We start from the raw sequence: 25,413 nt of genomic DNA, 5'->3' as shown, positions 1-25,413 counted from the left end.
ACAATCGCCATGAATGACAAGGGTTAAACGGTGCCTAAATTTAAATTAAAAAAATTAGCCTTTACATTAAGTCTGGGGTTGAGCTTGAGCGCAGCAATTGTTGCGCATGCTGCAGGTCTGGGAACAATGACCTCCACTTCAAAGCTGGGGGAGCCACTGAATGCAGAAATTGAATTACTGGCGGTTGCGCCAGGCGAATTAAACAGTATCCAGGCCGCGCTAGCTGATGATCAGGTGTACCAGGATCAGATGCTGGAAAAACCTGCTTCTTACCCATATATTCAGATTGAGGTTGGCAACAATAGCAAGGGTCAGCCCATCCTTAAACTCACCAGTTCACAACCGATTACCGAAGCCTTTCTGGATATGCTGATCCAGGTAGATTGGCCGACCGGGCGACTGGTCAAAGAATACACCTTGTTGCTGGACCCGCCAGGATTCAACTCGAACTATGTGTCGGAGTCGACAGGCTTACCGGTTACCGCCCAACCGCCAGTAGCTGCAGAAGCCCCTAAAGCGACTGCCGCACCTGCCGTTGAATCTGCAAAACCCGAGGCTAGCAAGCCTGCTACCAAAAAACCGGCAACGGCTCGCGCAGAGTCGCCAAAGCCAAGTACACCGGCTGAGCCACCAGCAGATAACCTTGCCACACCAGACCCTCTGACCACAGAGCGGGGCGATACTTTGTATGCAATTGCCCGGCAAATGAAACCGGACAACGTCAGTGTAGAGCAAATGCTGGCAGCGCTGTACCGCTCTAACCAGGATGCGTTTGATGGCAAAAACATGAACCGCCTCAAGGTTGGCAAGATCATCCGCATGCCAGATCAGGCCGCCTTGAATGCCATCAGTAACCAGCAGGCCAAAAACCTGGTGGCTGAGCACAACACGAACTGGCTTGCTTATAAAAATGCCTTGTCCAATGTAGTGAAGAATTCCGCTGCCAGTGAAACTGGTGGCAACACACAGCAATCCGCTGGCAAGATAGGCAGTGCGCAGGAAAAACCTGTGCCACAGGCCCCTGCTGGCAAAGATGTACTGAAATTATCGACAGGTGATGAAAAGTCTGGTACGCAGACAGATAAAGCGGCTGCCAAGGCTGCAGCTAATGCTGCCCAGGAAGAAGCCACCGCCAAAGAAAATGCCATCAAGGAAGAACAGTCTCGTGCCGCAGCCCTGGAAAAACAGGTAGCGGACATGAAGAAGTTGATGGAGTTGAAGAATAATGCACTGTCGCAGGCTGAGAAAAACGCTGCGCAAGCCACGAGTCCAGAAGCCAAAACACCAGAGCCTAAAGCTGAAACACCTGCTGCCACTGAAAACAAGCCTGTGCCTGCTGAAGTGCTGCCAGCCCCAGCAACAGAACTGGCAACGCCAGTCCCTGAAAAAGCACCCGTAGATCCGGCAGCTATAGATCCAGCAGTCGAGCCTGAGCAACCTTCATTCATGCAGGTACTGCTGCAGCGCTTAAAGAATATCAGCCCTGTCTTGCCATGGGCATTGATTGCACTGCCGATTCTGATTTGCGTGTGGGCACTGATCAGGATACGCCGCAAAAAAGAGATCGATACTTTTGAAGATGCGATACTGACTGCGCCTGCCACTGAAATGCAGAACAATACAGTGTTCGGTGATACACAGGCAGCTTCAGGCGATACCTCGTTCCTGACTGACTTCTCGCAAAGTGGTGTTGGTGGCATGATAGATTCACACGATGTGGATCCGATTGCAGAAGCTGAAGTCTACATGGCCTATGGACGTGATGCGCAGGCGGAAGAGATACTCAAAGATGCGATCCAGAAAGACCCGGAACGCCAGGAACTCAAGCTGAAGCTGCTTGAGATTTACCAAAGCACTAACAACAAGGGTGCATTTGAGTCGCTGGCAGGTGAAGTGTATGCCAATGTCGGCCCTAGCGACCAGACCTGGTCTAAAGTGGTTGCCATGGGGCAAAAGCTTGACTCGGAGAATTCACTTTACCAAATGCCGGCACTGGATAATTCAAGTGCTGAAGCGCCTGTGGTTGAAGCGGAGAATGCAGAGCAGGGGTATCACTTTAATTTTGAAGCGCCAGCGCTTGAATTCGAGTCATCCGACAAGCCTGCAAGAAGCGTGACCGAGCCCTCGATTGTTGATGACTTATCCATAGAATCACCCAGTGAGACAGCACCGGAAAAATTTGCAGAGTTGCAGACAGATTTCAGTGTGCCTGATGACACACCAGTGAATAAGTCTTTGGTTGACGCACCTCTGAATGATGAGTCTTTTGATAGGGGTGAACGGGCAGACGCTTTGCCAGCATTCACAGAGCCAGCACTGGAAGACTCTTTGCCAGAAGTCGCTGAAGAAAAAAATACGCCTGCAGACCGTCTGGAAAGCGATTCAGTCTTAGACGTGCCTGACGAAAGTGATTTCAAGTTTGAGCCGGATGTCCCGGCAGAAACCGCTGAACCAGCCGCTGAATTGTATCCAGCGAATGATGCTGAGTTGACACCTAAGGCATTGGATTTACCTTCACTGAATCTTGATGAAGAGTCCACAGGTTTTGAAAACCGTCGTCCGGATAGAACGCAATCCACGACCGGCGAACAAACACTTTCATCCGATGATGCTGTGTTTGAATCTTTACCGGAATTGTCACTTGAACTGGGTGGCCCAAATGATTCAGCTTTCAATAGAACTCAGGAAGAGGATGATGCTGTTGAGATTGAAGAGATCAGCCTGGATACAACCGATGACGACAGGCTTAGCCGTGTACCGGAAGACAGTTTCAGTACAGAAAACACTTTCCCCGAGATTTCGCTCGATGTAGGTGCCAAGCCAGAGGATAGCCTTGCAGAGTTTGATGGCGAGCCGGAAGAAGTGAATACCAAACTGGATTTGATCCAGGCCTATATCGATATGGAAGATATGATAGGTGCGAAAGAGCTGATCGAAGAGGTGCTTAGCGAAGGTGGCGAGCGCCAGCGACAGCGTGCCAGTGAGTTACTTGAGAAAGTCGCATAAACACAAGGCCGGGTAACCGGCCTTTTTCTTTGTAAAAAATAATTGCTGCTAAGTAAATCACCCAAAGAATTAATTTAACTTATGGCGCTCATATGGCTAAATCAAACAGTCAACGTTTTCCAGCATTTTGAAAGGAAACTTGCCAAGTTAATACTGGCCAGAATTAGGCGTTATGCCATACAGCCCTTATACTATGCGCCATGAAAATTGCGATTGGCATTGAATATCATGGTGCTTATTTTCAGGGATGGCAAAGCCAGCCGAATGGCCGTGGCGTACAGGATGCCGTTGAACATGCCATCGCGATGGTGGCCGGTGAAAAAGTAAGGATGCATGCCGCAGGCCGTACCGATTCCGGTGTACATGCACTGATGCAGGTTGGGCATTTTGAGACGACAGTACAGCGCCCGAACACTGCCTGGGTGCGCGGCACCAATGCACACCTGCCGCCCTGGGTCCGTGTACGCTGGGCTTGTGAAGTGGCTGAAGAATTTCATGCCAGGTTTAGCGCCAGGGCACGCAGTTACCAGTATGTGCTTTATAACCATGCCGTGGCGCCAGCCAGTCAGCATGGGCGTGTGGGCTGGTATCATAGACCTCTGGATATAGCGCCTATGCAACAAGCAGCAAAGTTGTTACTGGGTGAGCATGATTTCAGCGCGTTTCGCGCCAGTGAGTGCCAGGCCAGTTCCCCTATACGCACCATGCACCGTGCCGAGGTCAAGCAGCAAGGCCAGTATATTGTTTTCAGTTTCCAGGCGAATGCCTTTCTGCAACACCAGATCCGCAATGTGGTGGGTGCATTGGTCTATGTAGGGCAAGGCAAGCTGGACATATCCGCCTTTGGCGCCTTGCTGGAAAATAAGAACAGGGCGCTTTCGCCACCGACCTTTATGCCTGACGGCTTGTATTTTACCGGCGTCACTTATGATGCAGTCTGGCAGCTGCCGCCATGCGAAACTGTTTGGGATTAATAAACTGAATGAAACAGATGAAAAGAACCAGGGTTAAAATTTGTGGCATTACACGGCAGGAAGATGCATGGGCGGCCATCGATGCCGGGGCAGATGCGCTGGGCTTTGTGTTTTATGCGACAAGTCCGCGCGCCGTCACTGCGTCGCAGGCGCAAGCCATCATGAAAACCTTGCCACCTTACATCAGTAAGGTCGGCTTGTTTGTAAATGCTGCTGCTGCAGAAGTGCAGCAGGTTGTGGCGGAGACTTCACTGGATTGCCTGCAGTTTCACGGCGATGAAGCAGCGGACTATTGCGAGAAATTTAATCTGCCTTATTACAAGGCAATCCGCGTTAAACCGGAACTAAATTTGATACAATGCGAGCTTGATTTTGCGTCAGCTTCCGCCTTGCTGCTGGATACTTTTTCAGAAAAAGCGGTGGGCGGTACCGGGCAGACATTCGACTGGACCTTGATTCCAGCAGGCATGCAAAAGCCGGTGATTCTGGCCGGTGGATTAAATCCTGATAATGTCACGCAAGCTTTACAACAGGTTCAGCCCTATGCCGTGGATGTAAGTGGCGGGGTTGAAGCGCAAAAAGGGATTAAATCCCAGGAAAAAATAACAGCATTCATGCAATTGGTGATGCAGCAGGATGCGATTCGCAATAGGGCGGTTTGAATAATAGAATGATATATGGAGTAGCGCATGCAAGTGTATGACATGCCAGACAAGCGGGGCCATTTTGGCCCATTTGGCGGAGTGTTTGTTGCAGAAACCCTGGTAGAAGCCCTGGAAGAGTTACGGGTGATGTACGAAAAATACCGTCACGATCCCGAGTTTCTGGCTGAATTCGCTTACGATCTCAAGCATTTTGTTGGTCGTCCCAGCCCGATCTACCACGCCAAGCGCTTATCCGACAAGATTGGCGGCGCACAGATTTACCTCAAGCGCGAAGATCTAAACCATACCGGCGCACACAAAATCAATAACACCATAGGCCAGGCATTGCTGGCCAAACGCATGGGTAAGCCGCGTGTGATCGCTGAAACCGGCGCGGGCCAGCATGGCGTTGCGACTGCTACCATTGCAGCCCGGTTGGGCCTGGAGTGTGTTGTGTATATGGGTGCTGAGGATGTCAAGCGCCAGGCACCCAATGTGTTCCGCATGAAATTGCTGGGCGCGACCGTGATTCCGGTGGAAAGTGGCTCTAAAACCCTGAAAGATGCATTGAATGAAGCAATGCGTGACTGGGTCACCAATATTTCGAATACGTTTTACATCATCGGCACAGTTGCCGGACCACATCCTTACCCGATGATGGTGCGTGACTTCCAGGCCGTGATCGGCATTGAAGCCAAGCAGCAGATGCAGGAAATGATAGGCCGCCAGCCGGATGCAGTAGTTGCCTGTGTCGGTGGTGGTTCCAATGCGATGGGTATTTTTTACCCGTACATTGATGTTGAAGGTGTGCGCCTGATTGGCGTGGAAGCCGCAGGTCACGGTCTTGAAACCGGCAGCCATGCTGCGCCCCTGACCGCGAACAGCCCGATAGGCGTATTGCACGGTAACCGCACTTACCTGATGCAGGATGCAGATGGCAATATCGTGGAAACCCACTCTATTTCTGCTGGCCTGGACTACCCTGGTGTAGGGCCTGAACATGCCTGGCTGAAGGATATCAAGCGTGCGGAATATGTGGCGATCACCGATGATGAGGCGATGAACGCTTTTCACCAACTGTGTCGTACCGAAGGCATTATTCCGGCGATGGAATCCAGCCATGCACTTGCCTATGGCGAGAAGCTGGCGAGAACCATGTCACCTGACCAGGCTGTGTTGGTGAATCTGTCCGGGCGTGGTGACAAGGACATTAATACCGTTGCGAAACTATCTAATATCACTCTGTAGCCCTATCCATAAAAAAAGAATTCTTTGCTATGTCTCGCATCCAATCTGTTTTTGCTGAACTCAAGGCGCAAGGGAAAAAAGCGCTGATTCCTTATTTTACCGCTGGTGATCCTCATCCTGATGACACCGTACCTTTGCTGCATGCGCTGGTTGCGTCTGGTGCAGATGTGATTGAACTGGGCGTGCCATTTTCTGACCCGATGGCCGATGGCCCGGTGATTCAGCGTGCCAGTGAACGTGCTCTGGTGCATAAAATGGGATTGCGCAAAGTACTGGCAATGGTCAAAGACTTTCGTGAAACCAACCAGAAAACACCCATTGTGTTAATGGGCTACGCAAACCCGATCGAAGCGATGGGTGCGGCACAATTCGTTGAACTGGCTAAAGACGCCGGTGTGGATGGCGTGTTAACAGTAGATTATCCGCCGGAAGAGTGTGAAGAATTCAATCAGCAACTGGCACAAGCGGATATCGACAGTATTTTCCTGTTATCCCCAACGACGGAGCCTGCGCGTACAGAGTTGATTGTGAAGCAGGCCACTGGCTTTCTTTACTATGTCTCGCTCAAAGGCGTGACCGGTGCGGGTAACCTGGATATTGTCGAAGTAAAAAAGCGCGTTGCTGAAATCCGGCAGAGCACCACATTGCCTATTGGCGTGGGTTTTGGCGTAAAAGATGCAGCGACTGCGCGTGAAGTATCCGCCATTGCTGATGCGGTTGTCGTCGGTAGCCGCATGGTGCTGGAGATTGAGCAGTCAGATGCCTGTAACCTGATTCCTAATGTGCAGGCTTTGATGAAAGAATTGCGTACTGCGATTGATGCTGCCTAGCGTCATCACACTATTCGAGCAGGAGAAACTATGAGCTGGTTAGATAAAATCCCCCAAAAAATCAAACGTGCGGTCAGTGGCGAGCGTAGAAACATGCCGGAAGGACTCTGGCATAAGTGTGATGCCTGCCAGACCGTACTCTATCGTACCGATCTGGACGCAAACCTTGAGGTGTGCCCGCAGTGCGGACATCATCACAGACTTGGCGCTCGCGCGCGCCTGAATGTATTCCTGGACGCGGAAAACCGTGTTGAAATCGGCGCCGACGTGACGCCGGTGGATGCCCTGAAATTCAAGGATAGCAAGACTTACGCGGAACGTATGCGTAGCGCGCAACGTGACGTAAAAGAGAAAGATGCATTGATCGTCATGCGCGGTACTGTTGAACGCGTGCCGGTAGTCGTGGCTGCATTCGAATTCAAATTTATGGGTGGCTCCATGGGCTCCGTGGTGGGTGAGCGCTTTGTACGAGGTGTACAGGCCGCGATTGAACACAAGTGTGCTTTTATCTGCGTGTCTGCCAGCGGCGGCGCACGTATGCAGGAAGGCTTGCTGTCATTGATGCAGATGGCTAAAACCAGTGCTGCCCTGACCAAATTATCAGAAGCCGGCTTGCCGTATATCTCTGTATTGACTGACCCGACCATGGGTGGCGTTTCGGCAAGTTTTGCCATGCTGGGCGATGTGATTGTGGCTGAACCGAATGCGCTGATTGGCTTTGCCGGCCCGCGCGTGATTGAGCAGACAGTACGTGAAACCTTGCCGGAAGGCTTCCAGCGTGCCGAGTTCCTGTTGACGCACGGCGCGATTGACATGATTGTTGACCGCCGTGAAATGCGCGCGAAGTTAAGCCAGTTGTTAGCCAGTTTCCTGAATATTTCTAAAGTTGCCTGATGTCGTTTCCCTTGCCCGAGCTGCCTGTCACAGTCGAGGCTTGGCTTAGCTATATAGAATCATTGCATCCCAAATCGATAGAGATGGGATTGTCCCGGGTACAGGCTGTCGCAGCGCGCTTGCAGCTTGAATTCCCTTCTACTGTCATCACCGTCGGCGGCACCAATGGCAAAGGCTCGACCTGCGCCATGCTGGAGCGTATTTATGCCACCGCAGGCTACCGCGTTGGCTGCTACACCTCTCCGCATCTGGTGCAATACCAGGAACGTGTACGCCTGAATGGCGCCTTGATCAGCGATGAGGTGTTATGTGCCGCATTCGCCGCCGTCGAGTTGGCGCGTGAGGAAATTGCCTTGACTTATTTTGAGATGGGAACGCTGGCAGCGTTATGGGCGTTTGAGCAACAACCGCTGGATGTCGTTATTCTCGAAGTAGGGCTTGGTGGCCGTCTGGATGCGGTCAATATCGTAGATGCCGATTGTGCGATTGTGACTAATGTCGATCTCGATCATATGGAGTTCCTGGGCGATACCCGCGAATTGATCGGGCATGAAAAAGCCGGGATTTATCGCAAAGAGCAGATCGCCATTTGCGGCGATTCCCAACCGCCAGTCTCACTGCTTAACTATGTGTCAGCATTGGGTGTGCCATTAAAGCGCTTGGGAGTGGATTACCGGATTGATGCCGGTAGCAATCAACAAGCTCAATACCAGGATGCGCAGGGCGCATTGGCGGTTGACTCTCTAAGATTATTTGGTGACTACCAGTGGCAAAACGCAGCCAGTGCCATCTATGCGGTGCGCGCCTTGCATAGCCAATTGCCTGTCACTGATGAAGATTTGCTGCAAGGATTGACTGCCACTGAAGTGGTTGGCCGTTTTCAATACTGGCACCGTTCACCGGATGTCATTCTCGATGTGGCACACAACCCGCATGCGGCGCGGGCCTTGCGACGTAATTTGCAGCAATTGAGCGCAGAGGGCGGTCAGGTATTTGCAGTGTTTTCCATGCTGTCTGATAAAGATATCGCTGGTGTGGTGGATATCCTGCATGATGTCATTGATGAGTGGGATATCGCGCCGATTCAACATCCGCGTGCTGCCAGCGTTGAATACCTGCAGGAATGCCTGGCTCACAAGGTTTCCGGGCAGCAAATAAAAGCACACCAGGATCTGCCAGCAGCATTAAGAAGCTGTTATAAAAAAGCGGCAAAAAATGATAAAATTATCGTGTTCGGCTCATTCTTCACCGTGGCTGCCATTCTGGAAATAACACCTGACCAATGGATTTCATAACCCGGCCTATCTGGCTGGCGATCAGTGAAATGATCCGAGTGAGAATTTAAGACAATATGGCAAGAGATACTTTGACAGACAAGGAACTGGTCCTCAAGAAAACGGCGCGCAGGCGGCTGGTGGGTGCCATCACCCTGGTGATTTTAATGTTGATTGTGTTACCTTTCGTATTGAAAGACAGGGTGGTAGAGCCGGCGCATGACGATGTCGAAATCACTGTCGTCAACCAACAAGCCAACCGTGAACCGATACTGGAACTGCCAGATGACGATGTCGAACTGGATGTAGAAGCGACACCGGCCTCGAGTGCCTCACCTAAAACAAGCTCTCCCGCAGAAACACCCGTTGCGCATATCGAAGACGTGCCCGCAGCAGCGCCTGCTGCTCCTTCTGCACCAGTCAAAACCGCACAGGCAGAACCTGCCCGCGTCGCTGAACCACCAGTAGCGAAACCAGTTCAAACAGTAGAACCCAAAGTAGAACCCAAAGTAGAACCCAAAGTAGAACCCAAAGTAGAACCCAAAGCCGCGGCGAGCAAGCCGGTAGCTAAAGAAGAGCCAGTTTCCTCCGATAAAGTATCAGGTAAGTTTTATGTGCAGTTCGGCGTGTTTTCTGACCCTGCCAATCTGGAAAACCTGCAAACCAAATTGAAGCAGGCCGGTTTTGAAGCATCCACCGATAAAGTTGATGCTGCCGGTAACAAGTTGCGCTTACGGTCGCGCACCTATGCGACGCGTAACGAAGCGGGGGCAGCATTGAAAAAACTGGAAGCTGCCGGTTTTAGTGGCATTGTGGCGAAATCCTGAATCTGGCAATGACCATTTTTGATTATGTAGTACTCGGTATTATTGGTTTTTCCATCCTGGTCGGGTTGATGCGCGGTGCTATCCGCGAACTCTTCTCTGTGATCGGGTGGGTGCTGGCGTTTTATCTGGCTAACAAATTTAACAGTGAAGTCATCAGCTACATCCCGGAGCAAGTGCCTGGTGAAGCGGTGAAAGCAATCGCGGCGTTCCTGCTGGTATTTTTAGCGGTATTATTTTTGTGCACGCTGTTTGCCGTGCTACTGACGACATTGATCAAGGCGGTTGGCCTCGGTGGCCTCAATCGTGTGCTGGGCGGCCTGGCTGGTGCAGCCAAAGGTTTACTGATCGTCTGCATACTGGCGATGCTGGCTGCGATGACCGATATTCCCAAGGATGCACGCTGGACCAACGCCATGTTAAGTGCCCCTGTTGAGGTGCTGGTCTTGAATTTGCTGCCGTGGATACCATCTAGTATTGCTGAACATGTGCATTTGGAACATCAGCAGGCGGATGAGTCTCTCATTTAATTTGTAATCTAGTCTTGGATAGGATGTCGCTATGTGTGGAATTATCGGTATTGTAGGTAAAAACCCGGTGAACCAGTTGTTGTATGACGGGTTGCTGGTGCTACAGCATCGCGGGCAAGACGCTGCAGGCATTGTGACTTGCGATGGTAATACTTTCCATATGCATAAAAATAATGGCCTGGTGAAAGATGTTTTTCACACGCGCCACATGCGTAACCTGGCGGGCAATGTGGGTATTGCCCATGTGCGTTATCCTACAGCCGGTTCTTCCAGTGCGGCTGAAGCACAACCGTTTTATGTGAACTCCCCGTTTGGTATTGTGCTTGGCCACAATGGTAACCTGACAAATTCTGAACAGCTGAAATCTGAAATGTTCAGGCAGGATCTGCGTCACATCAACACCAGTTCCGACTCTGAAGTATTGCTGAATGTGCTGGCACATGAGATTGAAGCGACTTCCAAGAGTGCTTTGCTGAACAGCGATATGGTCTTTGATGCGGTTGCCGGTGTGCACAGACGTTGCAAAGGCGCTTATGCCGTAGTCGCCATGATTGCCAACTTTGGCTTGCTGGCCTTCCGTGACCCGCATGGTATCCGTCCATTGGTGATCGGCAAGCAGGAAACCAGCAAAGGTACTGAATATATTGTCGCATCTGAAAGCGTGGCGCTGGATGTACTGGGTTTCAAACTCGTACGCGATGTAGAACCAGGCGAAGCGGTATTTATCGATATGGACGGCAACCTTTTCAGCCGCCAGTGTGCAACTAATCCTAAACTGACTTCCTGTATTTTCGAATATGTTTACCTGGCGCGTCCGGACTCGGTGATTGATGGCGTATCTGTCTACCAGACACGTCTGGATATGGGCACCTTGCTGGCTGAGAAGATCAAGCGCGAATGGGCAGATAAAAAGATTGATGTGGTGATCCCCATCCCGGATACCAGCCGCCCGAGTGCTTTGCAATTAGGCATTGCACTGGGCCTGGACTATCGTGAGGGATTTATCAAAAACCGCTATATCGGCCGTACCTTTATTATGCCGGGCCAGGCATTGCGTAAAAAGTCGGTGCGCCAGAAACTGAACCCGATTGGCATTGAGTTTAAAGGCAAAAACGTCCTCCTGGTCGATGATTCGATTGTGCGTGGCACGACTTCGCAACAGATCGTGCAAATGGCGCGTGATGCTGGTGCGAATAAAGTCTATTTCGCCTCTGCGGCGCCACCAGTGCGTTACCCGAATGTGTATGGCATTGATATGCCTAGCCGCGATGAGTTGCTGGCTACCAACCGTACTGACGAAGAGATCTGTGCCGAAATCGGTGCCGATGCCTTGATCTACCAGGATCTGGATGCGCTGAGAGAAAGCATCACTAAATCCAATCCGCATATGACTGAATTTGATTGCAGTTGCTTTGATGGCAAATATGTCACCGGCGATGTGGATGCCGCCTACCTGAACCGTATTGAGGCAGCGCGTAGCGACTTCAATAAAAAACAACCACCGCCAAATTCAACTACCCAGCTGGATTTGAATCTGTTATCGACAGATTTGGTAGGCGTGGACTGACCCTTGACAGGCGCCGGCAAAAGGCGTTTAATGAAATTGCGCTGATTTGAGTGGCGAACTTTAACCGAAGCCGAACTCAGCTTGCGAGCGCATTATAAATCCTGCTAAAGCGAGAGCCCAAAGACCCGTTTTAGCGCAATGCTAAAGCGGGTTTTTTATTGTCTTTAGTTTTTATTAAAAGATTCAAGATAGTTGGAAGATTAAGAAATATGAACGATCAATACCATTTGGAAACGCTGGCGGTACGCGCTGGCTCACTGACCACTGAGTTTGGTGAAAATTCTGAAGCGCTGTTCCTGAATTCCAGTTTCCGTTTTAAAAATGCGGCCCAGGCTGCTGCCAGGTTTGGCGGAACTGAACCGGGCAATATCTACTCACGCTTTACCAACCCGACCGTGACCATGTTTCAGGACAAACTGGCCGCCCTGGAAGGCGCAGAGCAGTGTGTGGCAACCGCCAGCGGCATGGCCGCTATCCTGGCCTGCATCATGGGCATTTGTAGCGCCGGTGACCATGTGGTGGCATCGCGGAGTGTGTTCGGTACCACAGTGCAGCTATTTTCCAACATCCTCAAACGTTGGGGATTAGAGGTGACACTGGTGTCACTCACCGATGTTGATGCCTGGAAAGCCGCCGCCAAACCGAACACGAAGTTGTTTTTTGCCGAAACGCCTTCCAACCCGTTGACCGAAGTCGGGGATATTGCCAGGCTGGCAGAGATTGCACACGCAGCAGGCGCTTACCTGGCGATTGATAATTGTTTCTGCACCCCGGCATTGCAACAGCCTCTAAAGCTGGGTGCCGATATTGTGATCCACTCTGCAACCAAGTATATCGATGGTCAGGGCAGGGTGCTGGGCGGCGCTGTGCTGGGTAACAAAACGCTGATGGAGCCGGTCTATGGTTTCCTGCGTACTGCAGGCGTGACCATGAGCGCATTCAATGCCTGGGTGTTTGTCAAAGGCATGGAAACCTTGCAGATACGCATGGAAGCGCACGCGGCGCGCGCACTGGCGATTGCACAATGGCTGGAGCAGCAGCCTCGCGTAGCCCGGGTTTATTACCCGGGTTTGCCGTCACATCCGCAATATGCACTGGCTCAACAACAGCAAAGACTGGGTGGTGGCATTGTCACTTTTGAAGTAAAGCCGCGTGCCGGGCAAGCTGAGCAGGAAGCCGCCTGGGAATTAATTGATGCTACTAAACTGATTTCAATCACGGCCAATCTTGGGGATGCAAAATCTACCATCACGCACCCAGCCACCACAACGCATAGCCGGGTGACAGCTGAGGCACGTGCCGAAACCGGTATTAAAGACAATCTTGTGCGTATTGCCGTAGGGTTGGAGCATGTGGAAGATTTAAAAGCCGATTTAAAGTTGCTGACACAGGCTTAATCTCGTTTTCAAAATTCCGGTTTATCACTTTGCCAGTCATTGGCATTGTGATAAACCGTTTTCATTTGTGCACGGTATTTCACCGCACAATCTATACCTTGCAAAAGCCAGAGATTCTAATTCTTCCTTATCCCCGATTATTTCTTGCCCGCAGGCACAATCTACGCCATTTTTGGCGCGTTTTAAGCAGCCAGAAGCAGCTAAATATGCTAAAATCGCGAGATAATTTTTAACTATAAAATGGGTCAAGAATGAGTCAGTCTCCCGATCAGTTTGCTAAAGAAACCCTGCCTATTAGTCTCGAAGACGAGATGCGCCGCAGTTATCTTGATTACGCGATGAGCGTGATTGTTGGTCGTGCTTTACCAGATGTGCGTGATGGCCTGAAACCAGTCCACAGACGTGTGCTGTTCGCCATGCACGAACTGTCGAATGACTACAACAAGCCATACAAAAAATCTGCCCGTATTGTTGGTGACGTGATCGGTAAGTACCACCCGCACGGCGATACGGCGGTGTATGACACCATTGTTCGTATGGCGCAGCATTTCTCTTTACGCTATATGCTGGTCGATGGCCAGGGTAACTTTGGTTCTGTGGATGGTGATAACGCGGCGGCGATGCGGTATACGGAAATCCGTATGTCCAAGATCGCGCACGAACTGCTGGCGGATATCGAGAAAGAAACCGTCGATTTTGGCCCTAACTATGACGGCAGCGAGCAAGAACCGCTGATCATGCCAACGCGTATTCCTAACCTGCTGATCAACGGCAGCTCGGGGATTGCTGTGGGGATGGCGACCAACATCCCTCCGCACAACCTGAATGAAGTGCTGAATGGCTGTTTTGCGCTGCTGAAAAATCCGGAAATCACCATTGATGAGCTGATTGAATATATTCCTGCGCCAGATTTCCCAACCGCAGGCATTATCTACGGTACCGTAGGCGTCAAAGAAGGTTACCGCACTGGCCGTGGCCGTGTCGTGATGCGTGGCCGCACCCACTTTGAAGACCTGGATAAAGGCGGACGCCAGTCCATCATCATTGATGAACTGCCATATCAGGTCAACAAAAAGACCCTGATCGAGAAAATCGCCGAGCTGGTTAACGAGAAGAAAATCGAAGGTATTTCTGACCTGCGCGATGAGTCGGACAAGTCCGGCATGCGTGTGGTGATTGAGCTTAAACGTGGCGAAGTCCCTGAAGTTATCCTGAATAACCTCTACAAGCAAACCCAGCTGCAAGATACCTTCGGCATGAACATGGTGGCCCTGATGGATGGCCAGCCACGCTTGCTCAACCTGAAGCAAATGCTGGAAGCTTTCCTGCGTCATCGCCGCGAAGTGGTGACACGCCGTACTGTATACGAACTGCGTAAGGCGCGTGACCGCGGCCATGTGCTGGAAGGCCTGGCCGTTGCATTGGCAAATGTGGACGAGATGATTGCCATCATCAAGGCTGCACCAACGCCTCCGGAAGCGAAAAAAGAATTGATGGCACGTGACTGGCACTCCACCGTGGTGGAAGAAATGCTACAGCGCGCAGCCATGGAAGCATCGCGGCCGGAAGGCTTATCTGTAGATTTTGGCCTGACGCCAAACGGCTACCGCTTGTCAGATGTTCAGGCGCAGGAAATCCTGCAGATGCGTCTGCAACGTCTGACCGGCCTGGAACAGGACAAGATTGTCACCGAATACAAAGAAGTGATGGATATCATTGCCGATTTGCTGGATATCCTGGCCAAGCCTGAGCGTGTCACAGCGATTATTGTGGAAGAACTGAACGAGATCCAGAAACAGTTTGGCGACAAACGCCGTTCCGAGATCGAACACAATACGCAGGATCTGTCTCTGGAAGACCTGATCACACCGCAAGATGTAGTGGTGACCTTGTCACATACCGGCTACGTTAAATCACAGCCGTTGGACGAGTACCGTGCCCAGCGCCGTGGCGGCCGTGGCAAACAGGCGGCAGCAACTAAAGAAGATGACTTTATCGACAAGATGTTTGTCGCGAATACGCATGACTATATTCTATGCTTCAGCAGCCGTGGCCGTGTCTACTGGCTCAAGGTTTATGAAGTGCCGCAAGGCAGCCGTGTCAGCCGTGGCAAACCGATTGTGAACCTGTTCCCGTTGGAAGAAGGGGAGAAAATCAACGCCATCCTGCCGGTAAAAGAGTTTGACGAGAACCATTTTGTATTCATGGCAACCTCTATGGGTACGGTGAAGAAAACGGCGCTGACCGAATTCTCCAACCCACGTAAATCCGGCATTATCGCGATTAACCTCGATGATAATGATTACCTGATCGGTGCTGAAGTGACCAACGGCAAGAATGACATCGTGCTGGTTTCCAACGGTGGTAAAGCCGTATGGTTCACCGAGGATGATGTGCGTCCTATGGGCCGTGCAACCCGTGGCGTACGCGGTATGAAACTGGCTGCCAAGCAACGCGTACTTTCCTTGCTGATTGCCGAGAATGACCAGCAGTCTGTCCTGGTGGCCACTGAAAACGGTTACGGCAAGCGTACAGTGTTGTCAGAGTTCCGCCATTCAGGTCGCGGCACGCAGGGTGTGAAAGCGATTGCCATCAGCGAGCGTAACGGCCTGGCTGTGGCGGCGAGATTGGTGACCGCAGATGATGAAATCATGCTGATCACTACCGGTGGCGTATTGATCCGTACCCGCGTCAAGGAAATCCGCGATATGGGCCGTGCAGCACAAGGCGTGACGCTGATCAACCTGGGTGAAGGCGAAAAACTGTCCGGTTTGGAAAAAATTGTAGAAACCGACGAAGTTGAAGGCGAAGAAGACGAGAACCAAGAGTAACCAGAACCAAGAGTAACTAGAACTATGACAAAGATTTTTAATTTTTCTGCAGGCCCGGCAGTCTTGCCAAAACCCGTACTGGAACGCGCACAAGCTGAGATGCTTGATTGGCATGGCAGCGGTATGAGTGTGATGGAAATGTCACACCGTGGTAAAGAGTTCACCAGCATCCTGGAAAAAACGGAAGCGGATTTACGCCAGTTGCTGGCGATTCCAGCCAATTATAAAGTGCTGTTTTTGCAGGGTGGTGCCATTGCTGAAAATGCCATCATTCCTATGAACCTGCTCAATGGCAAATCGGCAGACTACGTAGTCACCGGTTCCTGGAGCAAGCGCAGTGTGAAGGACGCCAAAGCCTACGGGCAGATTAATATCGCTGCCTCGGCTGAAGCGGATAATTTCACCCATGTGCCTGCATTTGCTGACTGGCAGTTAAATCGTGATGCGGCCTATGTGCACTATTGCACCAATGAAACTATTAACGGTGTCGAGTTTCTTGATGTGCCCGAGACGCACGGTGTACCTATCGTCGCCGATATGTCTTCACATATCCTGTCACGCCCGATTGATGTATCAAAATATGGTGTGATTTATGGCGGTGCACAGAAAAATATCGGTCCTGCCGGCTTGTGCCTGGTGATTGTGCGTGAAGACTTGCTGGAGCAGGCTTCGCCACTCACACCAGCGGTATTCCACTGGAAAACGCAGGCGGAAAACCAGAGCATGATCAATACGCCGCCCACTTACAGTATTTATATTGCCGGGCTGGTATTCGAATGGTTGCTGGCACAGGGCGGGGTAGAGGCCATTGAGAAAGTCAATATTGCCAAAGCCCAGCTGTTATACGACTACGTAGATCAAACCGGGTTTTACTATAACCCTATCCAGCCAGCGTACCGTTCCCGGATGAATATTCCATTCCGTTTACGTGATGAGAGCCTGAATGATGCTTTCCTGAAAGAGGCTGGCGCACGTGGGTTATTGCAGTTGAAAGGCCATCGCTCAGTCGGCGGTATGCGCGCGAGTATTTATAATGCCATGCCTATTGAAGGCGTCCAGGCATTGGTCAATTTCATGCAGGAATTCGAAAATAATAATTCTTAATTAACATTAAGTATAAGTTTTAAATGTCTGATTTATTAAAAAAATTTAGAGATAAAATTGATGCCATCGATGCGCAGGTACTGGCATTGGTGAACGAGCGTGCGGCACTCGCGCGTGAAATCGGACATTTAAAAGATGATGGTGTGATTTACCGTCCGGAACGTGAAGCGCAGGTCATCCGTCGCCTGCAAGCCGAGAATGATGGTCCACTGTCCCCGGAAGCCGTCAGCCATATTTTCCGTGCCGTGATGTCCAACTGCCGCGCGCTGGAAAAAGAACTGTCCATCGCTTTTTTAGGGCCTTTGGGGACTTACAGTGAGGAAGCCGCGCTGAAACAGTTTGGCGAAGGCCGCCAGGCGGTGGTGTGTGCGAGTATCGATGAAGTATTTCGCACCGTTGAAGCAGGGCAGGCCGATTACGGGATCGTACCCGTGGAAAATTCCACCGAAGGGGCTGTCGGCATTACGCTGGATTTGCTGTTAGCCAGCGCATTGCAGGTTGTCGGTGAAGTGACTTTGCCGGTACATCACTGCCTGTTATCTGCCCAGCAGGACATTGCAAAAATTTCGCATGTGTTTTCGCATGCGCAGTCCTTGTCGCAATGCCATGAGTGGTTGAATAAGGTTCTGCCAAGCGTAGAACGTGAGGCCGTGACCAGTAATGCGAGAGCGGCGCAGATGATACATGAACTGGTTGCGACTCAAGGTACCTTTGCGGCAGCCATTGCCAGCAAACGAGCCGCTGAATTGTTCGACCTGCATGTCCTGGCCGAGAATATTGAAGATGATCCGAAAAATACCACGCGTTTCCTGGTGTTGGGTAACCATGCGGTTGCACCGTCAGGGCAGGATAAAACTTCGCTGGTCATGAGTGCCCACAATAAACCGGGTGCGGTATTGCAATTGCTGGAGCCCCTATCACGGCATGGTGTGAGTATGACCAAGCTTGAATCGAGGCCTTCGCGTCAAAACTTGTGGAACTACGTCTTCTTTGTCGATATTGAAGGGCATCAGCAAGCGCCTAATGTGCAAGCTGCACTAAAGGAACTGGGTGACCGCGCGACTTTTCTTAAAGTGTTGGGTTCTTACCCGACCGCCATTATTTAACTATTCAATATTTAACTGGCCAAACTATGTCTGATGCATCACGCCTGTCTGAGTTATCCCAATTAGCGCCTGCGAATATTCGTGCGATTGCCCCTTATCAGGGAGGCAAACCTATCAGTGAGCTGGCCCGTGAAATGGGCCTGAATGAAGCAAATATCGTCAAGCTGGCTTCTAACGAGAATCCGTTAGGCATGAGTCCAAAAGCGCAAATGGCGCTGGAAGAAGCTATTTATGAGATTGCGCGCTATCCGGATGGTAACAGTTTTGCCCTGCGCGATGCAGTCAGCAATAAATATGCAGTGAAGCCTGAACAGATTGTATTTGGTAATGGCTCCAATGACATTCTGGAATTGGCCGCGCGTGCATTTTTAACAACTGGCGATGAAGTGATTTATTCGCAGCATGCATTTGCGGTCTACCCATTAGTCACCCAGGCCGCGGGCGCTACAGGCGTTGTCGTGCCCGCGCTTGCGTTTGGGCATGATCTGGCTGGTTTTTTAAAAGCCATCACGCCTAAAACCAAACTGATCTTTGTGGCCAACCCGAATAACCCGACCGGGACGCTGATTGCCAAAGCCGAGTTAAAAGACTTTTTGAAAAAAGTGCCCGGGCATATCGTGGTCGTGCTGGATGAAGCCTATGATGAATACCTGTCAGTCGAGGATAAGTCTGAAGCAATTACCTGGTTAAGCGAGTTTGATCACCTGATTATTTCACGTACCTTCTCCAAGGCTTACGGGCTGGCTGGGTTACGTGTAGGCTTTGGTTTGATGCATGCTGCACTGGCTGACCTGATGAATCGCGTACGCCAGCCTTTTAACGTGAATAGCCTGGCACAGGTAGCGGCCACAGTGTCGTTGCACGATGAGGATTTCGTTTCACGCAGCTATGCTGCCAACAAGGCCGGAATGACACAGGTCACGCAAGGCCTAACCAAGCTGGGGCTCAGCTTCATCCCATCCTTTGGCAACTTTGTCAGCTTTAAGGTGACCAATGCTAGCGCCATGAATCAGGCATTGTTGAAACAAGGTGTGATTGTGCGGCCGGTGGCCAATTATGAAATGCCGGATTACCTGCGTGTGAGTATCGGCTTGTTTAGCGAGAACGCACGTTTCCTGGAAGTGCTGGAACAGATTTTAAAGTCATGAAAACTTACGAAAAACTAGCAACCGACGATGTTCGGGTGCTTGAAATCAAACCACTGGTCAAACCGGCTGAGCTATTGTCACGCCTGCAGGAAAGCACCATCAGCACACAGAATATACTGAAAACGCGTACGGCGATTCACCATGTATTGCACCAGGGTGATGACCGCCTGGTAGTCATTGTCGGGCCGTGCTCTATCCATGATACCGAAGCTGGCATGGAGTACGCCAAACGCTTGCTGGAAGTTCGTGACCGCCTGGGCAATGAGCTGCTGATCGTGATGCGTGTATATTTTGAAAAACCGCGCACTACGGTAGGCTGGAAAGGGCTGATCAATGATCCGCACCTGGACGGTACTTACGACATCAATCTGGGTCTGGAAAAAGCACGCCGGTTCTTGCTGGAAGTAAATGAGATAGGCATGCCGGCAGCCACCGAGTTCTTGGATGTCGTCTCCCCGCAATATACCGCTGACCTGGTTAGCTGGGGCGCAATCGGTGCGCGTACGACAGAATCGCAAATTCACCGCGAGCTAGCATCAGGCCTTTCTTGCCCGGTTGGTTTCAAGAATGGCACCGACGGCGGTGCTAAAGTGGCAATCGATGCGATCAAAACTGCTGCTAGCCCGCACCACTTTCTGTCAGTGACCAAAGAAGGTGAGTCAGGCATTTTTGCGACCAAGGGTAATGAAGACTGCCATGTGATTTTGCGTGGGGGTAAATTACCCAATTTCGACGCAAAAAGTATTGCCGAGGTCTGTGACCAGCTTGCTGATGCTGGCCTGGCTCCAGTGCTGATGGTGGATTGCAGTCATGGTAACAGCCAAAAACAGTACAAAAACCAGATTGCCGTGGTGGATGATATTTCAGCACAAATTGCCAATGGCGACAGCCGTATTATTGGCGTCATGCTTGAATCCCATTTAAATGAAGGTCGCCAGGATCATACACCCGGTTGCATACTGAACTACGGCCAGTCGATTACCGATGCCTGTCTGGGCTGGGAAGACTCGGTTTCTGTACTGGAAAAACTGGCTATTGCTGTCAAAATGAGACGTGAAAAAAATGCTGAGCAAGAGTAGTAAGCAAGCAAAATGAAATAGAAAAGCCGCATCTTAGATGCGGCTTTTTTGTTTTATTGCAACTTGACGCCTGTGCTCATGAAAATCATGAGCAGGGAATCATTGTCAGTAGCAGGGTGTTATTGCAACCCATGCGTATGATGCCAGTCATACCAAAGGTAGTGTGAGTGTGGCAAGTAAGCGCATGGGAACACACTATTGTTAGCTGTAGAGATCTCAACGGCGATCAGGTAATTATTGTATGATGACCTGCAAGGTCTATAACCATTAAAACAAGAAGCAATTTATGTATATACACGTGTTGGGTGCTGGTGCTGGCGGGGGTTTCCCGCAATGGAACTGTAATTGTGAGAACTGTGATGGGTTGCGTAAAGGCACGATCAAGGCCACACGTCGCACACAGTCTTCTATCTGTGTCTCCAGCAACGGTGTTGATTGGGTGCTGTTTAATACCTCGCCGGATATTCTGCAGCAAATCCAGGAGTTTCCTCCTTTGCAACCTGGCCGCGCCATCCGCGATAGCGGTATTCAGGCAATTATTTTAATTGATGCACAGATTGACCATACCACAGGCCTGTTTATGTTGCGGGAAGGCCAGGTAAAACGCGAAATCTACTGTACCAAAATGGTCTATGAAGACCTTACCAGCGGTAACCAGATCCTGAATATCCTTGGTCATTACTGCGGCGTCAATCATCACGAGATTGCCATTGATGGTAACGATGTCAGCTATGCCGATAGCTTTGAAATTCCAGATGTGCCTGACCTGCGCTTTACAGCGGTTGCACTCAAGAGCGCTGCGCCACCATACTCTCCCCACCGCAATAACCCGCACCCTGGCGACACCATAGGCGTACTCATTGAAGAGATCTCAACCGGTAAAAAATGCTGGTACTCGCCTGGCCTGGGTGAAATCGAACCACACTTGCCACCATTGATGAACCAGGCTGATTGCATCATGGTGGATGGCACTTTCTGGACCAATACAGAAATGCTGGATATGGGATTGATGACCAAAACGGCGCGTAGCATAGGCCATAATCCACAGTCCGGCCCGGGCGGCATGATAGAAGAACTGGATAAGTTCGGTGCGGATAAGCCGGTGCGCAAAGTGCTGATTCATATCAACAATACCAACCCGATTTTAAGAGAAGATTCCGCCGAGCGCGCGATACTTGACGATCATAAGATCGAAGTGGCGTACGACGGTATGGATATCATTCTTTAGGAGACCAACATGAACGCAGTGACGCAGGCACAATTACCCTGGACGCGTGAAGAGTTCGAGGCCAAGTTACGTGAAAAAGGGCAGGGCTATCATATTTACCATCCATTCCATGTGATGATGTATGAGGGTAAGCTGACTAAAGAGCAATTGCAGTGCTGGGTGGCTAACCGTTTTTATTACCAGATTGCCATCCCGATGAAGGATGCGGCGATTTTATCCAATTGTCCAGACAAGGAAGTACGCAAGCAATGGATAGTGCGTATTACCGACCACGATGGTGTGGATGACCAGATCGGCGGTATTGAAGCCTGGATCAAGCTCGGTGAGGCAGTTGGGCTGACGCGTGAACAGGTGACTAGCCTGGAACTGGTGTCACCTGGCGTGCGTTTTGCGGTGGATGCCTATATCAACTTTGCCAAGCAGCGCTCGTGGCAGGAAAGTGTATGTTCCAGCCTGACCGAGTTGTTTGCACCGCATATCCACCAGCAACGGATCAGTTCCTGGCCCAGTATGTATCCATGGGTGAAAGAGGAGGGCCTGATGTACTTTAAAAAGCGCCTGACCGAAGCCCGTCGTGATGTGGAACAAGGCTTGGGTGTCACGCTGGATTATTTCAGTACCTCGCGGGAGATGCAGTTGAAAGCGCTGGATATCCTGCAATTCAAGCTCAATGTACTATGGGTGATTGCAGATTCGATCATGCTGGCTTCTACCGAGATCAAAACCGAAGGCCGCGATTATTTGCGTCAACCGGTCATTAAGATTCAAGATTAACGGTAATTGAAAGATTTGAAAATAATGGAAAATAATATTCAACATTCAGATATCTATGCAATCGCTTTTCACCATCGTTTTCAATGGGAAGAGGCGCAGCAGAGCTATGTGATCCTGTTTCCGGAAGGCATGGTCAAATTGCATGGCGGGGCTGGCGAGATTTTAAAGCGGGTTGATGGCAAGGCCAGTGTAGGCGATATCGTCACTGAGTTGAAAACTGCTTTTCCGGACGCAGAGGGTATTGAAGCCGACATTCTCGGCATGTTTGACCTGGCTGTTGGTAAAGCCTGGTTACGCAAGGTGAATTAATCCGCAAGGAGAGAGCATCATGGCACAATTAAACAATGGCGTGGCAGCAAATGTGACACAGAAACAACCGCTATGGTTGTTGGCAGAAGTAACTTACCGTTGCCCCTTGCACTGTGCTTTTTGCTATAACCCGACAGATTATGACAAGCATACTAAAAATGAATTAAGTACCGAACAATGGATCAGCGCCCTGCGTGATGCACGCAAAATGGGGGCGATCCAGCTAGGGATATCCGGTGGTGAGCCGTTATTACGAGACGATATCGAAGAGATCGTTGCCGAGGCGCACAAACTTGGGTATTACAGCAACCTGATCACCTCTGGCGTCGGCCTGACAGAAAAACGCATCCAGGCATTTAAAGAAGGTGGCCTGGATCATATTCAGCTCTCCATGCATGATGTGACTGAGGATATCAGCAACTTTATTACCGATACGCGTACTTTCGAGCTGAAGAAAAAAGTCGCCGCCATGATCAAGGCGCATGGCTACCCCATGGTGCTGAATGTAGTCATCCACCGTTACAACATCGACCAGGTAGGCAAGATACTTGAGATGGCTGAAGCACTGGGCGCTGACTATGTCGAATTGGCCAATACCCAGTATTACGGCTGGAGCTTGGTTAACCGTGACCAGCTGATGCCTACCCGTGAACAGCTCAATCGCGCTGAGGCCGCGACTAATGCTTTCCGCGAGCGTGTAGGCAACAAAATGAAAGTATTTTTTGTGGTGCCGGATTACTTTGCTGACCGCCCGAAAAAATGCATGAATGGCTGGGGTGAAGTATTTATGATTGTCACTGCCAATGGTGATGTTTTACCGTGTCACTCTGCCCGCGTCTTACCTGGTATGGAGTTCCCGAATGTGCGCGAAAATGGCCTGGAATGGGCCTGGAAAGAATCACCGGCATTCACCAAGTATCGTGGCAAGGACTGGATGAAAGAGCCTTGCCGTAGCTGCGACGAGCAGGATAATGATTTGGGCGGTTGCCGTTGCCAGTCTTACATACTAAGCGGCGATGCCGAAATGGCAGATCCGGTATGCACCAAATCGCCAAACCGTCATTTGATTGATGAGGCACTCTTAAGCTCACAAAACCCGTTAGTGCGCGAGCAGCCGATTATTTTCCGCACCGACAAAAACTCCAAGAAATATGTGGCTGGGGATAAGGAAAGAGTTGATCAATTTCATGCCTTACCCTGACCATCGGGCATATGCTTTATAATCAGCGGGCGCATTTTGCGCCTGTTGTTTTTTATCATGCGTGATTTCATCAGCAGTTTTATTGGTGATCTATTTTTACGTGATCTATTTAATAGTTTCATTTCTAATAGATCCATTCTGAAAGAGTCAAAGTGCAGCATTCGGTATTACTGGTCTATGTATTGGCGGCGCTGGCTGCACTTGCGCCTTTTGCGATTGATACCTATCTGCCTGCCTTCCATGTCATGGCCGATTCGCTACAGGCAGACCCGCTCTCCATACAGCAGAGCCTGACCTTTTACCTGCTGCCATACGCGGTGATGACCTTGTGTCACGGCGCGGTTTCCGATGCTGTAGGTCGTATCACGACCATCAAATGGGGGCTAGGCATTTTTGTCCTTGCCAGCATAGGCTGTGCATTTGCTCCCAATGTGGAGACATTATGGCTGTTCCGTGCCCTGCAAGGCATGAGTGGCGGAGCAGGAAATACGGTTGCCCGCGCCATGGTACGGGATTTGTTTGATGGCCCGCAGGCACAACGCGTGATGGCCACCATGCAAATGCTGTTTGGCATTGCACCTGCCATTGCGCCTATCCTTGGCGGCGTATTGCTGGGCATTCATTGGCAGGCTATTTTTATTTTCCTGGCCTTGTATGCGGCAATCACCTTATGGGCGGCAACACGTTACTTGCCTGAAACGGTGCCTGCCGAAAAACGCGTGCGCTTTTCGGTTAAAAACATCGCCCAGACTTATGGAAAGATGCTGGGTAATCGTCAATTCCTGATACTGACTGCCTGTGTCGGCCTCAACTTTTCCGCTTTTTTCATCTATGTACTCGCCAGCCCGGTGTTTCTGGTTGAGCATTTGCATTTGACCAGCCAGCAATTCGGTTTTTTGTTTGTCCCAACTGTGGCAGGTATGATGACAGGCTCCTGGCTGGCCCGGCATACAGCCGGTAAATTTTCTCCGGCCCGTACCATACGCTGGGCATTTGGCTGGATGGTGATGGTAGCGAGCATGAATGTCGCCATACAGGCGACTTACGCAGGTGAAGCAGTCTGGTGGATGGCAATATTGCCTATCGCTTTATTTAATGTGGGTATGGCAACGGTAGTGCCAATACTATCGATTGCAGCGCTGGATTTTTATCCCAAATCACGCGGCACGGCGGCCTCTGCCCAGGCATTTATGCAAATGGTGTGTTCCACACTCAGTTCAGCGGTCATTGTGCCTCTGGTGTGGCATTCAACGCTCAGTATGTCTGTGGCCATGCTGGGCATGACACTGGTCAGCGCGTTACTCATGCTCATGATACATCGCCGGTTTAAGTATTCTTGATACATTTGGCATGCACTCAAACTGCGCAAATGTCGGGCCTTTCTAGATTTGATCGCGTATTTGAAATACCTGTGACTCCTTTAAGATAATCCTGTAAATAACTGT

Annotated in this window: 21 protein-coding genes; all 21 read left to right on the top strand. The window is 50.6% G+C overall.

All coding sequences use genetic code 11. From position 1 onward, the window contains the following. The first annotated feature begins 30 nt into the window (after window positions 1-30). The 21 genes from ACFQ2T_RS02570 to ACFQ2T_RS02470 all read left to right on the top strand — a co-directional run bounded on the left by ACFQ2T_RS02570 (window position 31) and on the right by ACFQ2T_RS02470 (window position 25,308). Entirely contained in the window at window positions 31-3,006 is a 2,976-nt protein-coding gene (locus tag ACFQ2T_RS02570; RefSeq protein WP_449288951.1) for a FimV/HubP family polar landmark protein, read from the top strand. A gap of 200 nt (window positions 3,007-3,206) precedes the next feature. Next, window positions 3,207-3,980, top strand: coding sequence for a tRNA pseudouridine(38-40) synthase TruA (truA, locus tag ACFQ2T_RS02565; protein WP_379030060.1), 774 nt, complete (start codon window positions 3,207-3,209; stop codon window positions 3,978-3,980). 17 nt (window positions 3,981-3,997) lie between these two features. Further along, window positions 3,998-4,642 (top strand): phosphoribosylanthranilate isomerase, encoded by a 645-nt coding sequence (locus ACFQ2T_RS02560; protein ID WP_379030057.1) that lies wholly within the window; start codon window positions 3,998-4,000, stop codon window positions 4,640-4,642. A gap of 27 nt (window positions 4,643-4,669) precedes the next feature. Next, window positions 4,670-5,872 (top strand): tryptophan synthase subunit beta, encoded by a 1,203-nt coding sequence (gene trpB, locus ACFQ2T_RS02555; RefSeq protein WP_379030054.1) that lies wholly within the window; start codon window positions 4,670-4,672, stop codon window positions 5,870-5,872. Between the two features lie 29 nt (window positions 5,873-5,901). Next, window positions 5,902-6,702 (top strand): tryptophan synthase subunit alpha, encoded by an 801-nt coding sequence (gene trpA, locus ACFQ2T_RS02550; RefSeq protein ID WP_379030052.1) that lies wholly within the window; start codon window positions 5,902-5,904, stop codon window positions 6,700-6,702. Window positions 6,703-6,732: 30 nt separating this feature from the next. Further along, window positions 6,733-7,596, top strand: a complete 864-nt coding sequence (accD, locus tag ACFQ2T_RS02545) for an acetyl-CoA carboxylase, carboxyltransferase subunit beta (protein ID WP_379030049.1) — start codon at window positions 6,733-6,735, stop codon at window positions 7,594-7,596. Then, entirely contained in the window at window positions 7,596-8,891 is a 1,296-nt protein-coding gene (gene folC / locus ACFQ2T_RS02540; RefSeq protein WP_379030046.1) for a bifunctional tetrahydrofolate synthase/dihydrofolate synthase, read from the top strand. The genes accD and folC overlap by 1 nt, the downstream gene beginning before the upstream one ends. A 56-nt stretch (window positions 8,892-8,947) precedes the next feature. Then, complete coding sequence (locus ACFQ2T_RS02535) at window positions 8,948-9,697, top strand: SPOR domain-containing protein (RefSeq protein ID WP_379030043.1); 750 nt, start codon at window positions 8,948-8,950, stop codon at window positions 9,695-9,697. An 8-nt stretch (window positions 9,698-9,705) separates the two neighbouring features. Then, window positions 9,706-10,224 carry a CvpA family protein gene (locus ACFQ2T_RS02530; protein WP_379030040.1) on the top strand — a complete coding sequence of 173 codons (519 nt, stop codon included), beginning with the start codon at window positions 9,706-9,708 and terminating at the stop codon, window positions 10,222-10,224. A 31-nt stretch (window positions 10,225-10,255) separates the two neighbouring features. Next, window positions 10,256-11,791, top strand: coding sequence for an amidophosphoribosyltransferase (gene purF / locus ACFQ2T_RS02525; RefSeq protein WP_379030037.1), 1,536 nt, complete (start codon window positions 10,256-10,258; stop codon window positions 11,789-11,791). A 209-nt stretch (window positions 11,792-12,000) separates the two neighbouring features. Then, a complete protein-coding gene (locus ACFQ2T_RS02520; RefSeq protein ID WP_379030034.1) occupies window positions 12,001-13,188 on the top strand; it encodes an O-succinylhomoserine sulfhydrylase in 1,188 nt (395 codons plus the stop codon). Window positions 13,189-13,439: 251 nt separating this feature from the next. Then, the gene (gene gyrA / locus ACFQ2T_RS02515; protein WP_379030031.1) at window positions 13,440-16,019 is read left to right on the top strand and encodes a DNA gyrase subunit A; all 2,580 of its coding nucleotides are present in this window, start codon (window positions 13,440-13,442) and stop codon (window positions 16,017-16,019) included. 24 nt (window positions 16,020-16,043) lie between these two features. Next, window positions 16,044-17,123: a 3-phosphoserine/phosphohydroxythreonine transaminase gene (gene serC, locus ACFQ2T_RS02510; protein ID WP_379030029.1), complete on the top strand. Its 1,080-nt coding sequence runs from the start codon at window positions 16,044-16,046 to the stop codon at window positions 17,121-17,123. Between the two features lie 23 nt (window positions 17,124-17,146). Beyond that, window positions 17,147-18,229: a prephenate dehydratase gene (gene pheA, locus ACFQ2T_RS02505; RefSeq protein WP_379030025.1), complete on the top strand. Its 1,083-nt coding sequence runs from the start codon at window positions 17,147-17,149 to the stop codon at window positions 18,227-18,229. Between the two features lie 26 nt (window positions 18,230-18,255). Further along, the gene (gene hisC, locus ACFQ2T_RS02500; protein ID WP_379030023.1) at window positions 18,256-19,377 is read left to right on the top strand and encodes a histidinol-phosphate transaminase; all 1,122 of its coding nucleotides are present in this window, start codon (window positions 18,256-18,258) and stop codon (window positions 19,375-19,377) included. Beyond that, entirely contained in the window at window positions 19,374-20,456 is a 1,083-nt protein-coding gene (locus ACFQ2T_RS02495; protein WP_379030020.1) for a 3-deoxy-7-phosphoheptulonate synthase, read from the top strand. Before hisC ends, ACFQ2T_RS02495 begins: the two co-directional genes overlap by 4 nt. 286 nt (window positions 20,457-20,742) lie before the next feature. Further along, window positions 20,743-21,684: a pyrroloquinoline quinone biosynthesis protein PqqB gene (gene pqqB, locus ACFQ2T_RS02490; protein WP_379030017.1), complete on the top strand. Its 942-nt coding sequence runs from the start codon at window positions 20,743-20,745 to the stop codon at window positions 21,682-21,684. A 9-nt stretch (window positions 21,685-21,693) separates the two neighbouring features. Then, complete coding sequence (pqqC, locus tag ACFQ2T_RS02485; RefSeq protein WP_379030014.1) at window positions 21,694-22,458, top strand: pyrroloquinoline-quinone synthase PqqC; 765 nt, start codon at window positions 21,694-21,696, stop codon at window positions 22,456-22,458. A 24-nt stretch (window positions 22,459-22,482) separates the two neighbouring features. Continuing rightward, window positions 22,483-22,767, top strand: coding sequence for a pyrroloquinoline quinone biosynthesis peptide chaperone PqqD (gene pqqD / locus ACFQ2T_RS02480; RefSeq protein ID WP_379030011.1), 285 nt, complete (start codon window positions 22,483-22,485; stop codon window positions 22,765-22,767). A 19-nt stretch (window positions 22,768-22,786) separates the two neighbouring features. Then, complete coding sequence (gene pqqE / locus ACFQ2T_RS02475; RefSeq protein WP_379030010.1) at window positions 22,787-23,968, top strand: pyrroloquinoline quinone biosynthesis protein PqqE; 1,182 nt, start codon at window positions 22,787-22,789, stop codon at window positions 23,966-23,968. Between the two features lie 152 nt (window positions 23,969-24,120). Next, window positions 24,121-25,308, top strand: coding sequence for a multidrug effflux MFS transporter (locus ACFQ2T_RS02470; protein WP_379030008.1), 1,188 nt, complete (start codon window positions 24,121-24,123; stop codon window positions 25,306-25,308). The last annotated feature ends 105 nt before the right edge of the window (window positions 25,309-25,413 follow it).

This window comes from Methylophilus flavus, from assembly GCF_042678905.1.
Taxonomy (GTDB): Bacteria; Pseudomonadota; Gammaproteobacteria; order Burkholderiales; family Methylophilaceae; genus Methylophilus; species Methylophilus flavus.
This window is presented reverse-complemented; position numbering and strand designations above follow the sequence as displayed.

Excerpts from the sequence above, each read along its gene's own strand:
- hisC (WP_379030023.1), top strand. The coding sequence starts at position 18,256 with ATGTCTGATGCATCACGCCTGTCTGAGTTATCCCAATTAGCGCCTGCG.
- trpA (WP_379030052.1), top strand. The coding sequence starts at position 5,902 with ATGTCTCGCATCCAATCTGTTTTTGCTGAACTCAAGGCGCAAGGGAAA.
- accD (WP_379030049.1), top strand. The coding sequence starts at position 6,733 with ATGAGCTGGTTAGATAAAATCCCCCAAAAAATCAAACGTGCGGTCAGT.
- purF (WP_379030037.1), top strand. The coding sequence starts at position 10,256 with ATGTGTGGAATTATCGGTATTGTAGGTAAAAACCCGGTGAACCAGTTG.
- ACFQ2T_RS02530 (WP_379030040.1), top strand. The coding sequence starts at position 9,706 with ATGACCATTTTTGATTATGTAGTACTCGGTATTATTGGTTTTTCCATC.
- folC (WP_379030046.1), top strand. The coding sequence starts at position 7,596 with ATGTCGTTTCCCTTGCCCGAGCTGCCTGTCACAGTCGAGGCTTGGCTT.
- serC (WP_379030029.1), top strand. The coding sequence starts at position 16,044 with ATGACAAAGATTTTTAATTTTTCTGCAGGCCCGGCAGTCTTGCCAAAA.
- pqqB (WP_379030017.1), top strand. The coding sequence starts at position 20,743 with ATGTATATACACGTGTTGGGTGCTGGTGCTGGCGGGGGTTTCCCGCAA.
- ACFQ2T_RS02520 (WP_379030034.1), top strand. The coding sequence starts at position 12,001 with ATGAACGATCAATACCATTTGGAAACGCTGGCGGTACGCGCTGGCTCA.
- ACFQ2T_RS02560 (WP_379030057.1), top strand. The coding sequence starts at position 3,998 with ATGAAAAGAACCAGGGTTAAAATTTGTGGCATTACACGGCAGGAAGAT.
- ACFQ2T_RS02535 (WP_379030043.1), top strand. The coding sequence starts at position 8,948 with ATGGCAAGAGATACTTTGACAGACAAGGAACTGGTCCTCAAGAAAACG.
- pqqD (WP_379030011.1), top strand. The coding sequence starts at position 22,483 with ATGGAAAATAATATTCAACATTCAGATATCTATGCAATCGCTTTTCAC.
- trpB (WP_379030054.1), top strand. The coding sequence starts at position 4,670 with ATGCAAGTGTATGACATGCCAGACAAGCGGGGCCATTTTGGCCCATTT.
- pqqC (WP_379030014.1), top strand. The coding sequence starts at position 21,694 with ATGAACGCAGTGACGCAGGCACAATTACCCTGGACGCGTGAAGAGTTC.
- truA (WP_379030060.1), top strand. The coding sequence starts at position 3,207 with ATGAAAATTGCGATTGGCATTGAATATCATGGTGCTTATTTTCAGGGA.
- gyrA (WP_379030031.1), top strand. The coding sequence starts at position 13,440 with ATGAGTCAGTCTCCCGATCAGTTTGCTAAAGAAACCCTGCCTATTAGT.
- ACFQ2T_RS02495 (WP_379030020.1), top strand. The coding sequence starts at position 19,374 with ATGAAAACTTACGAAAAACTAGCAACCGACGATGTTCGGGTGCTTGAA.
- pheA (WP_379030025.1), top strand. The coding sequence starts at position 17,147 with ATGTCTGATTTATTAAAAAAATTTAGAGATAAAATTGATGCCATCGAT.
- pqqE (WP_379030010.1), top strand. The coding sequence starts at position 22,787 with ATGGCACAATTAAACAATGGCGTGGCAGCAAATGTGACACAGAAACAA.